Origin of the sequence: Zobellia galactanivorans (assembly GCF_000973105.1) — a bacterium.
Classification (GTDB): Bacteria; Bacteroidota; Bacteroidia; order Flavobacteriales; family Flavobacteriaceae; genus Zobellia; species Zobellia galactanivorans.
Map to the genome: position 1 here is coordinate 1,237,903 of NC_015844.1, position 12,390 is coordinate 1,250,292.

Below are 12,390 nucleotides of genomic sequence, written 5' to 3' on the forward strand. Positions count from 1 at the left end.
CGATTAGAAACTAACGGAGAAATTCATTCCAAAACTTTTGGTATTGGGAAGCGACCCGGTTTCAAATCCAGATCCATTGTTCAAACTACCCATATTTGCCGTTTCGGTATCGATACCATCCAGGTTGTTCTTTATCAACCAAAGGTTTCTACCCACTAAGGATATGTTCACATCGGACAACCCTAGTTTTTTGGTTACTTTTCTATCTAATCTATATCCTATCGAAAGCTCTTTGAGTTTAATATTTGTAGCGTCCCTCATCAGTGCAGAAGTCGGATAATTGAAATTGGCGTACAAATCTTGGGTACTTATAGCTGTAGTGTTCGGTTCTCCGGTTTCCACATCAATACCTTCAAAAATAAAACCGCCTCCATTCTCTGTACTTTCCCTTACGGCGACCCCGTTTATGTTGTCCCCGGCACTTTCCGGATTAAGACCGTTGAGCGACATATATTGATATGTGGTAGATATTATTTTACCTCCATATCTAAGATCGAAGAGAAAATTCAGATTAAAGTCTTTATACCTAAAACTATTGCTGATACCTGCGGTCCAATCCAATGGAGCGGAAACTCCCAAGTCTCTCGTTCCTCTCCATTGGTTATGCATAGGAAAGCCATCTTTGGTAAGTATTTGTCCCGTTCCATAGATATTGTTTTCTGCGGTATAGCCAAAATTATTGAAGTCATCTGCCATATTGGGAACGTTGGCCAAGGCATCTTGGGTGTCCCTAAAATATTCAAAGCCTACTATGTGGCCATAAGGCTCCCCATTAGTCGCCCTGATTTCCGGTCCGAACCAAGCTGCAATATGCTTAAAGTTTACTAGGTCTTCAGGAAAGCCCGAAACGGTTCCCCTATTTCGAGACCAGTTCATATTTATATCCCAACGAAAATTCTTGGTTTCAAAAGGCGTAATATCAAGCTTTACCTCAATTCCTTTATTGGTAATTGTTCCTGCATTGATAAAAGCGAAACGAGCTCCTCTTTCCCATGCATTCTCCACCTGGATCAATTGATTACTCGATTCATTTTTATAGTAAGCTATATCTAATTTCACCTTTGAATCAAACAGGTAAAGTTCCCCGCCAACTTCAAACGAAGTCGATTCCTCAGGCACCAAAGTTGTTGCAGGAATAACATTATCTATCCCAGCAACAGGTTGCCCGTTAAAAGCAGTAGAGCTTCTCGTAATAAAGCGATCTAAAGCATAAGGTTGGGTATCGTTACCCACTTTGGCCCAACTACCCCGTAGTTTTCCATAGGTCAATAATTTGCTCTTGATATTCAACGCATCGGTAAAAATAAAACTCGTTGAAGCCGATGGGTAAAAGAAAGACCAGTTATCCTTTGGCAGCGTAGAAGACCAATCATTTCTTCCCGTAAAAGTAGCATACCAGTAATCTTTGAAATTAAACTCTACCGAGCTGAACACACTGCTGACTTCCTTCTCTGTCTTTCTATTGTTTACAGTGGCCGGTTTAGCGGAATTACCAAGGTTATAAACCCCTGAAACCAAAAGCCCACCATCGGTACTGGCAAATTTGCTGTTGGTCTTTTCATTTCTGTTTGCGGCGCCCATCATGAAATTCACGTTCAGATCTTTATAAATATCCTGGTTTATATTCAATCGTACGTCTGCATTAATTTCCTTGTTTAAATCAATACCTTCTTGATAGCTACCTGTGTTAAACAAGTGTTTCGCTACAATCCTCTCGTATTCGGTTGTATTGGTATCTTGAAATACGTTTGCCTGTAAAGACATCCAATCGGTAAGCGCATAATCAAGTCCTACATTAAAACTGAAGCGTGTTCGGGTAACAGGGTTGACGTTCTCATATAGATCCCAATAAGGGTTCGGTCCGTTTTGATAAAAGCTTTTTTTATTGCCGAATTCATCTTTATAATCCCTTAAGTCCCTAATATCAATGTTCGTAGGAATGAAAAGCGCCTGCCACATACCACCATTACCAAAACCATAACTGGTTCTGTTATCACTGTCCATTGTAGAACCTGTTGCTACAAAATTCAGACTTAATTTTTCCCCTAGCCTAAAAGTTGAATTAAAGCTTCCTGTGATACGCTCCAAGCCGGTGTTAGGGGTAATTCCTTTTATATCTTGATGCCCAAGGGACAGACGGGCATTGGATGTCTCCGTAACATGGGTAAGCGATATGTTTTGTTGATACGTGTGGCCGGTTTCAAAAAAATTGTCCAAGTTTTTAGATCCGTAGGGCAACCATGGTTTTACTATTGAGCCTCCTGTTTCCGGATCCCACTGGGATATTGGTTGGCCATTATATCGAGGACCCCATAATCTTGTATCAGACTCATTGGTACCTGCACCGTTCCCATCTACATATGAAAACTCACCATTGTTCCCTTGACCATAATTCAATTGAGGTTCAGGTAAAATCAAAGCCGATTGAAAGGTGGTGGAAGTGCTAAGATTCACCCCCCAACCTTTCTGGCCGGATTTTCCTTTTTTAGTGGTTATCATAATAACCCCGTTTGCGCCTCTGGCCCCATATAAAGCCGTAGCACTCGCTCCTTTAAGAATACTAATATTTTCAATATCATTGGGATTGATGTCCGATAATGGGTTCCCCAAATCCGATTGTCCCGAGGATGATGTAAATAAACTTTCGGAAAGTGATCTATTGCTAAGCAAAGGCAGACCATCAAGAACATATAGTGGTTGATTATCCGATGATAAGGAAGTCACCCCCCTAATTAATACTCTAGGAGATCCGTCTACACCATTGGCCGAACCGGATACTTGAACTCCGGGTGCTTTGGCCGATAGGTTCAATAAGACATTGGGCTCTCCTGTTGAATTTATCTCATCTGCCGATATTGCGTCTACCGCATAACCTATCGCTTTCTTTTCCTTTTTTATCCCTAGTGCGGTTACCACTACTTCCGATAGCTCGCTGGTATCGGGCACTAATGAAACGGAAAGCTCGGTACTTTCGGAAACAGTTTTTTCAAGATTACTGTAACCTACATAAGAGAAGACCAAAACTTGGCCCGGTGTGACCCGTATGTTATAATTTCCGTCAAAATCTGTTAAAGTACCCGATCGCGTATTTTTAACATATACGTTTACATAGGGCATGGGCATATCGAACTCATCGGTTACCACACCTGTAACCTCTATTTTAGTTGAGGTTGCTTCTTGTGCAAATATATGCTGAGCGAAAATGAGCTGGCAAAATATCAGGGCCAGCAAAAATTGTTTCTTATTCTGTTTGTTTTTCATACTTGGCGTTATTTAGTTATCTGTTAGTCTTTGTTTCTTCCTTTAATAAGTGTTAGCCATATGCAAATTGTTTTTAGAATTTGTTAGATGGTTTGAAATTAGTATGAAGAGACTTTGGGCAGTGATAAACAAGTATCAATTACTAATAAAATCGTATCAAATCGATGATTTAGAAGCTATTTGGGCATAATTGCTGTTAAAACCTTACAAAAAAAGTAATCACCTAAGGTGTAGTTGTAGCTTTGGTGCTTTTAGCTGGAAGGGAAAAACAATTTTAAAAAGGAAAGATGGTCGCCTGAACTATAGATGGATATACCATATGAACGCAAAATCCGCACTCAAATTTGTGTCGGAACGGTATTTTAAACCCTATCGGCAAACAATGCCGAGCTTGACTAGGACTTCATGTATTCTTTGGGAGTGCACCCGTAAGTTTCCCTAAAACATCTGGAAAAATAACTAGGTTCTTTAAATCCGCAGAGGAGTGCCACTTCAGAAATCTGCAACTTATTCTCTTCCAAGAGCTGTACGGCAAATTTCAAGCGTACCGATTTAATAAAGTTATTGGGGGTCAATCCTGTCAGCGCTTTCATTTTTCTAAAAAGCTGGGCCCGACTCACGCCTATTTCAGTTGCCATACGCTCTAAGGTAAGATTTTGGTCTTGTATGTGCTCTTCTATGTATTTCTTTAATTTCAGCATTAGGGTCTCATCTACTGAACTGACCGTTATTTTTGACGGTTCCAATATCTTGTCATTTTGAAAAATCAACCTAAGCTTTTCCCTACCTTTAATAAGGTTGGCAATATTGGCCAGAACTATTTCTCTATTAAATGGCTTGGTTAGGTATACGTCCGCTCCTGATTTTAAGCCGCTCAATTTTTGCGAATCAAAAGTTTTGGCAGTGAGCAATATAATCGGAATATGACTGGTATCAAAGTTGTTCTTTACCCGCCTGCAAAGCTCTAGGCCGTCCATTTCCGGCATAACAACATCGCTTAAGACCAAATCGGGTATTTCATCTTTGATCAGCTCTAGCCCTTCAACCCCATTGGTAGCCGTAAATACTATGTATTCTTGCTCCAAAATACTCTTCAGGTACATACGAAGTTCGTCGTTATCCTCGACTACCGCTACACTATGTGTTTTGTTCTCTGCTTTTTTTGTATCTATGTTTTGCAGAATTAACGCGTTTAGATTTGCTCCCACCTTGCCTTCACTCATTATTTCTGGGCTATCAACTATTGTAGGAGCATAGATATCTTCATTCTTGGGCAGAACGATTACAAATGAGGTTCCCTTATTACGCTTACTTTTTATTAAAATGGTACCCGAATGTAGTTCGGTCAATTGTTTTACCATATAAAGTCCGATGCCCGTACCCGAATTTATGGTGTTGTCTTGATAAAACCGAGTGAATATTTCTTCAAGATTGTTCTCACGTATACCCGTACCGCTGTCAACTACTTTAATATATATATGATCTTTTAATTCTTGTAATTTATCGTTACCACATATGACCTTATATTTACTCATTTTCTTTATTTTCCGAGAATCAAAGTTTCTTAATGAGATTCTCACCATACCCCCTATGGGTGTGGCCTTAAAAGCGTTGGAGAGAACGTTGTAAACTATCTTTTCTATTTTATCTTCGTCATAGTACATGGGCAACACCTGGGAAGGCAGCCTTGTCTTAAATTTTATTTGCTTTTGAGCCGAATGAAAGTCAAATGAAGCCGTAATAGATTTTATGGTTTGTACCATATCTGCACGGGCGACCTTTAATTCCAGTTTTCCATATTCATACTTTCTGAAATCCATAATTTGATCAATCAATCTTCGCAAGCGATCCGCATTATTGTTCAACACATTGAACAGTTCAGGTTTTCTACCATAAATTTCCCTATGCGACATTAAAGTTTTTATGGGGTCGACAATTAATGACAAAGGGGTTCTAAGCTCATGTGACAGATTGGTAAAAAACACCAACTTCGCCTCATATAGATCCTGAAGATTTTTTTGCTCTATCTCCTTTATTTTCAATGCATTGTTCTTGTTGTGGTTCTTTACCAAAATACGAACGAATGAAATTACAATAGCCATGGCGAGCACAAGCCATAATAACATCATGTACCAAGTATTATACCATGCGGGAAGTATTTTAAGGCTTACCGTGAGCGGACTTTCATTCCACACCCCGTCGTTGTTCGTTGCCATGAGTTGAAAGCTATAATTCCCTTTAGGCAAATTACCGTAATTAATGGAGCGCTTGTTCTTAAGTTCGATCCAGTTATCGTCTATCCCCACCAATTTACATTTAAAGGAATTGCTTAAAGGGTGCGGTAGATGTAGGGAGGCGAACTCAAAGCCCACCGTATTTTGTTTTGATGATAAGGTCAGTGATCGGGCGTAAACAATTTCGTTGTCCAAGACTTTATCCCCTACACCGTTCTTCAGTAATTTTCCATTGATAAAAACCTTGGTCAAAACAATATTGGGTTTAAAACTGCTCTTCTCAAACTTTAAACTAGGGTCACAAATATTAAGACCGTTAGCTCCTCCAAAATAAAGTTTACCCTGATTATCCTTATAAATAGCATTGCCATTAAACTCTAGCGATTGCAGGCCGTCCTTAATGCCAAAATTCTCAATTTCAACGGTATTGAAATCATAGGAGAACAGTCCGTTGTTTGAGCTTGCCCACAGTTGGTTTTGGGCTTTATTGTATAGAAGACCATAAACATAACTATTGGCCAGATTAGATGGGGACTTCGCTTTATTGATTGAAAAAAGTGGCGCAATTTCCTTTTTTCCAATGTCAATTTTACATATCCCAAAATTAGTTCCGGCCAGAATAGTACCGTCATCAATTTCTGTGAGCGAATACACCCCATAGTTCTCAAAATATTCCTCATAATCAGGAGCGACGGTAACCCTATGAAAATCAAGAGATTTACCGATGTATTCCGAAAACAAATACGGATTGTCATAGTCATTTAAGTCTAAAAAAGCTATGGCTCCGTTCAACGTGCCCATCCATATTCTTTCATTGCTGTCTAAGAACATGGAATAAACCACTTTTTTATCTAAAATGGTGCGAACATAGGTATTGGTTATTTTTTTCAGCTCGTTCTTAGGTGTGTTAATGTATAGACCACTTGAAGTGCTGATCCATTTATTGCCAACATTATCTTCTAGAATATGGTATACTTCTTCTCCGGGAAGCAATGATGCCCGCCTGGTTTTTAAATCGTGGCCAATATTTTGGATCATCATATTGCCATTTTCCACAATAAACACTCCCTTCTGTGTTCCCACCCAAATGTGGGCCTCCTTATCTTGTATAATAGAGCGTATATGTCCGAAACTACTGTTCTCTTTAGGGTGAATATTTACGGAAAGCTCTTCCCCTTTTACAAAAAGTCCGTTCCCCTTTGTTCCGATCCAGAGTCTGCCCTTATGGTCCTTTAGAATAGAATGAACGTTAGACACATCTTCCTTACCGGCCTCGCACATTAAATTGTCTATTAGGTCGAATTTACCATCTTTGGCCACCAGAGTGTTTATACCGGCATCACTTCCGACCACGATCATACCTGATTCATCTTCGAAAAGGGCCCTTATAAAGTCGTTTTTCAGAACATTTTTTTGGTTGATTTCATACCTAAAATTTTGCCATCCTTCGGTTTCCCTGTAATATGAAAACAGGCCTTCACCTTCGGTTCCCAACCATATTACCCCATTAGAGTCTTCAAGAATAACGTTTGCCGCCTTAAAGGTCGGCCAATTCCCATACAGCTCTCCAATGGGCTTTAGACCAATCTTTTCTTTGCTTAATCGACACATGTTTACGTTGACATAAAAAAAACCGATATCAGAAGAAATCAGAACATTTTGATCTGACGTAATATACACGGCATATAAATCGTCCAATTTTTCAGTATCAAAGGTCAGTTCCAATCGATTCGCCTTTGTACCATGCCCAGATAATATAAAAAGACCTCGATCTGTATTGACCAACACCCCGTGTGGAGATTCTAGCATACCTTTTATCGCTACTTGACCTATTGGGGTTTCCCTATCAAAAAAAGACACCTCTTCTACTTTGGTAACCGTATTGGACCGGACTAGAACAAGACCATTGACCGTACCTACCAGTAAAGTGCCCCCACCTAAGTTGAGAAGTGATGTTATATCATTACTAAGTTCGGCATTGATATCGGAAGGAAATAGATACTGAAACACTCCTGTTTTAGTATCAAGAAAATTGACCCCCCTTTTAGTACCAATGATCAACATATGACCATTGGCTATGACATCGGTCACCCAAGGATTACTCAAACCACTATTATCGTTTGAAGAAGCGGAATAAACATCGGCGTCATACCCCGTATATCGGTATAGGCCGTCCATTTTTCCGACCCAAACAAAGCCCAAACTATCTTTAGAGATGGATGACACGACATTATCGGTTACCAAGTTCTTATCATTAAAAGTACCTACCTCGTAGTCATACCCCTGGGCATTACCAAAAAAGCTTAACAATAGAACGGACATAGTCAAGCCTATTCTATAGCTTTTTAAAGAAAAAAAAGAAAGTGTAAATCCGACCATGACTTTTTCAACTACATTTTTCAATATCATTACAAAAGACCCAAAGCCCTTATATACCTGACCAAGATAATTAATCGAACGTTAAGTCGAACACAACAAAAAAACTAATAAGAAATAGAAGATGTACCAAATATTAAAGTCAGATATGATTTAATGTTCAGTAAGGTCATCGCAAAAGGGATTGCAATTCATTTCGGTGTTAAAGATAACATTACGAACAAGCATAAAAAATATTGGGCGCAAACAATCTGGCAAATGGATAGAATATAGAATCGCCCTGCCTATGTGGGCAAAACCTATGTTGAGCCAAAAAACGGGAGGTAGGCATCAATTAAAACCGCTATCTGACCTCCTTCCGTTATTAGGTAGTCCAGTATCAAAAAAAATGGTAGGACTATCTCATAAAGTGTATAAATAGAAAATAGCGGGGGCATGCTCCCGCTATTTTTTTGTTTAATTTTAATATTTGCACCTTATGAAGAAAGAAGAATTATCCAATGAGGAGTTTTTAAAACCGTTCAAATCCGGTGGCGGAACTCCAGAAGCGCTGCATCGATAAGAAGCTCGAAGGGGAGCTCGACGGCCACCTAGATTAGGAAAACACCAGAGATCCAAGGACGGCAACTCCCGTAATGGCCATTCCAAAAAGGAGGTATGTACCTTCCAAGGAGTCCGAGATATCCGTGCCCATCAGGAACTGGGGCATAATACGAAATCAGTTCCTCACGATCTATGAAAAAAGGGGCAGACTTTAAATAAGGTCAAACCCCCGTTATTTGTAACTTACACAGTTATTGGGATAGTGTCACGACGCCCGTGACATTGAAATTATCACAGGGGCCTCAGGTCGCTCTATACTATTAGTGAGTTCCAATTCTTCCACATTAAAGGCCTTTGTCAAAAAGAATTGAACCTTGAAAATTTTCCCATAACCATATCCATACGACTACGGAATCTTAGTTGCATCCTTCCATGTATCCGTTCATACCCATATCCCTCAACCTGTTCTAGGAACAGACCAAGGGCAGCGCCCATCTTTATATCAGATTTCACATAAGCTTTACTTGAAGCTAGTCTAGAAGTTTAAAGATTTGCAAATTATCATTGTTTCTAGCTACCGCAACCCTAACTTGCCCCTTGGCCGTATGATATACTTCTATATCTCGAAGCTCTCCTTCACTTCTAAAGCCACTCTCACCTGAATATTGAACCTTAAATGTGCCGTCTCCGTTACCTTTTAAATACCAGCCATGGCTAGCGTCATGGCGGCCTAGCTCGCTCAAAGAAAAGGCACTGGAACGACATTCAATATATTGTGTCGAATATGGTTAAACATTGCAGGCGGGAAATACTTCAATAATTTTTATACTGAAAAAAACAAAAACCTTCCACATACAAGAACCGTTCACTAAAAAAACCAAATGAAGAAGTTTATTGGACAAGCTATTCTTAAAAACAGGCCACCACACATCGACTCAAGTAGGTTCAAGTTCAACGGAAGAGGCTATACAGGATATTAAAGTCTGCATGGGACAGAACAACAAGGCTTAAACAGTGCAAAAAAAACGCTAAATTCAACAACCCGACTTTTAGACCGAAGCATATAAATCAACTCTAGAAAAAGCAACACAGACGGGTGATTTCATTTTCTTAGTCCTAGATACTTCCATCAGTGTTCCGTTTTCCTTTATTCTAAAGACCACAATATCATGGGAATTCTGGTGACAGGCTATTAACCATTTTCCATCGGGACTTATATTGAACTCTCTCAATTCTTTACCATTTGTGTAATGAAAACCTACTAGAAGCAATTGATCTTTCATTACCTTAAAAATTGTAATTGCCTCTAGAACCCTATTTGCCGTATATAAAAACAACCCTTTCGGATGGAGCCGAATTGCCGAACTACTAGGCTTTCCAAAATATTTCCCTGGCAAAGAACTATAAGCATACAAAGATTTAAAACTGCCGTTTTCATTCCTTAAAACGGATACGGCACCGGATAACTCGTTCAATACATAGGCTAAATCGCCATTTTTATTAAATACGAGATGTCGGGGACCACTACCATCCGGCATTTTAAAATCATTATGTGCATTGGGATATAGTTTGCCTTCCTTAAGACTGTATGCCTTAATACAATCAATACCCAAATCACAAACATAAATATTACTTGTTACGGGCTGTATGGCTATTTGATGTGCATGTGGGGATTCTTGTCGATTCATTACCGCGCCAGAACCCTCGTGATAGTAATTTTCTTTGCCGACTTGCAATCTTCCCGAACTTTCCAATGGGAACCGAATGACATTACCCGTCCCATAGCAAGCCACTAAAATATTTGAATCGAATTTTTCTAAATGGCAGGGATACCCCCCATTAATTGATCGTTTATTTAAAAAGGAAAGCGAAAAGCCATCATTTATTTTGTAGGCAATTATTTGGGGGGCGTCAAGCTCATTAAGCTCGGTAATACAGTATAGGAATTCTCCATTTTCGCTAGTTATCAAATAACTGGGATTACAACAATTCTCCGTACTTAAAGAAACTATTCCCCCCGTATCCGTATTCAACATTAGACTGTAAATACCATGGCCAACACATACTGCTTCTGGATTAATCGACTTAGTATAACTGCCTACGAAAAAGGATAACATAATACGTTTTTAAGTTTTAATCCGAATGGTCTCCAGAAATTTCGGTTGTTGAACTTGATAAGGGGAGTATGTTTTGAAGCCATGAAAAAATACCTATATACGTAATGACATCAAAAATAATTTAAGGCCACACCCTATTCCACTATTTCCGCTACCCATTCAACAATGGTATCGAATAAGGTTTCCGCTTCATCCTTATCATAAAACCTTGGATCATCACCAAACACGCCGAATAAAACATTATTACGATCCCTTCTGTGATCACCCATACTATTTCCTTCAGGGTCATTTGCAGGCTCTACGTCTTTGTCCGGCAAGTTTTCCAACCGTACTAACCCAGGCTTGATTTGAGCCAATATAGAGGTCTCAAAAATAGCGCCGTGATCCGCCTTCATGGTAACATTCGGACACTCGGAAATAGACATTACAATTACATCTAAAACCCTTTTTTGAGCATTCCACCTCTCCTCTAACCTGGCCAACATTTCCAATTGTTTCAGGGCAAAATGTCCCGTAAAAATTACAACTTTTTCAATGTTATCGGTCTCCAGACGTTGCAATGTGGTCATTAAGATTTGAAGCAGCACCTCTTCCTCTTCTATCAAAATGGTATACGGATGGTGCCAGATACTTCCGGTCATACCATAATATAAGGGTGGCATTACTAGCCCACCTGTCTTTTCGGCCGCCCGCAAACAAACACCATGGGAAGTAAGACTATCAAGACCCATAGGTAAATGCATGCCGTGCCATTCCATCGCGCCTAAAGGCAAATAAATAAGAGAGCGCTTCTTGAGGGCGGCTTCGATTTGAATTGGGTTCAATTGCTCAATTTGGAATTGCCCATAATCCTTTTTTACCATTATAAATCGTCTAGTCGTAAAATTCGTGTTTCCAACGATGTGACTTTAAACTATTGGCCAATTCCTCAGGAAACTTGGCACCGTCGGAAATGGCAATATTTAGATCAACCTCGTTTTTATTCCGCATACCAGGAATGATCAACCCCACTTCTTCCGGATGCAAGGCATACCGTAAAGCTGCATCCGCAAGCTTATTGTAAAATGGCTGGCATACGTTTTTAATATCCTCTATTCTTTGCAAGGTTTTTTTGAAGCGGCTACCGTGATACATTGCATGTCGCTTATCTTCTACTCCCCATTCGGAATAGCTTGCATCGGTCCAAGTTCCGGTCAATGCCCCTGAGTCTAAGGGAACTCTGGCTATAAACCCGGTATTTGTGGTTTTCCCCATGGGAAACAATTCATCCATAGGTTGCTGTTCAAAAATATTGAACATTACTTGTATGGTATCGACAAGGCCCAATTGAGCCAAATCTACTCCCTGATTTGGTCGGATATCAGCGAGGGACACCCCTATTTTATCAATTTTGCCTTCGAGCCGTAAGGCATTTAATGTTTCGAGCCATTCCAGCTCATATACCCCACTTTCGAACCATAAGTGCAATTGTAATAAGTCGAGACGTTCTACACCTAAACGACGTAAAGACCCCTCTACCATTTGCCTTATGTACCATTCGGGATACCTTCCTTTTATGGGTGGGTTGCCATCCACATCCAAGGTGGTCATTTCCTGTTTTACCGGGGTTACCTTAGTGGCTACGTAGATTTTATCACCTGACCATTCTTTCAATGCCTTACCTATAACCTCTTCACTGCGTCCCTTTCCGTAAGCAAAGGCCGTATCAACAAAATTAATACCCTGTTCAAAGGCGTATAGGAGGGTATCTACGGACTCCCTATTATCAACTCGTCCCCAGGTACCGCCCAATTGCCAGCCCCCGAAACCTATTTCGCTCACTTTCCAACCCGTACGCCCCAAAGTTCTATATTCCATAT

Annotated in this window: 6 protein-coding genes; all 6 read right to left on the minus strand. The window is 39.9% G+C overall.

The annotated features are described in order from the left end of the window. Window positions 1–3 precede the first annotated feature (3 nt). The 6 genes from ZOBGAL_RS04860 to ZOBGAL_RS04885 all read right to left on the minus strand — a co-directional run bounded on the left by ZOBGAL_RS04860 (window position 4) and on the right by ZOBGAL_RS04885 (window position 12,388). Window positions 4–3,261: a SusC/RagA family TonB-linked outer membrane protein gene (locus tag ZOBGAL_RS04860; RefSeq protein ID WP_013992399.1), complete on the minus strand. Its 3,258-nt coding sequence runs from the start codon at window positions 3,259–3,261 to the stop codon at window positions 4–6. Between the two features lie 395 nt (window positions 3,262–3,656). Continuing rightward, window positions 3,657–7,817 carry a hybrid sensor histidine kinase/response regulator transcription factor gene (locus ZOBGAL_RS04865; protein WP_158499716.1) on the minus strand — a complete coding sequence of 1,387 codons (4,161 nt, stop codon included), beginning with the start codon at window positions 7,815–7,817 and terminating at the stop codon, window positions 3,657–3,659. Between the two features lie 1,127 nt (window positions 7,818–8,944). After that, complete coding sequence (locus tag ZOBGAL_RS04870; protein ID WP_013992404.1) at window positions 8,945–9,157, minus strand: hypothetical protein; 213 nt, start codon at window positions 9,155–9,157, stop codon at window positions 8,945–8,947. Window positions 9,158–9,463: 306 nt separating this feature from the next. Continuing rightward, complete coding sequence (locus tag ZOBGAL_RS22600; protein WP_013992405.1) at window positions 9,464–10,531, minus strand: lactonase family protein; 1,068 nt, start codon at window positions 10,529–10,531, stop codon at window positions 9,464–9,466. Window positions 10,532–10,665: 134 nt separating this feature from the next. Beyond that, a complete protein-coding gene (locus ZOBGAL_RS04880; RefSeq protein WP_013992406.1) occupies window positions 10,666–11,394 on the minus strand; it encodes a creatininase family protein in 729 nt (242 codons plus the stop codon). 10 nt (window positions 11,395–11,404) lie between these two features. Further along, window positions 11,405–12,388: an aldo/keto reductase gene (locus tag ZOBGAL_RS04885; protein ID WP_013992407.1), complete on the minus strand. Its 984-nt coding sequence runs from the start codon at window positions 12,386–12,388 to the stop codon at window positions 11,405–11,407. Window positions 12,389–12,390: the final 2 nt, after the last annotated feature.

Bases quoted from the DNA above. Each gene is read 5' to 3' on its own strand.
- ZOBGAL_RS04860 (WP_013992399.1), bottom strand. From the start codon at position 3,261: ATGAAAAACAAACAGAATAAGAAACAATTTTTGCTGGCCCTGATATTT.
- ZOBGAL_RS04865 (WP_158499716.1), bottom strand. From the start codon at position 7,817: ATGTCCGTTCTATTGTTAAGCTTTTTTGGTAATGCCCAGGGGTATGAC.
- ZOBGAL_RS22600 (WP_013992405.1), bottom strand. From the start codon at position 10,531: ATGTTATCCTTTTTCGTAGGCAGTTATACTAAGTCGATTAATCCAGAA.
- ZOBGAL_RS04880 (WP_013992406.1), bottom strand. From the start codon at position 11,394: ATGGTAAAAAAGGATTATGGGCAATTCCAAATTGAGCAATTGAACCCA.
- ZOBGAL_RS04885 (WP_013992407.1), bottom strand. From the start codon at position 12,388: ATGGAATATAGAACTTTGGGGCGTACGGGTTGGAAAGTGAGCGAAATA.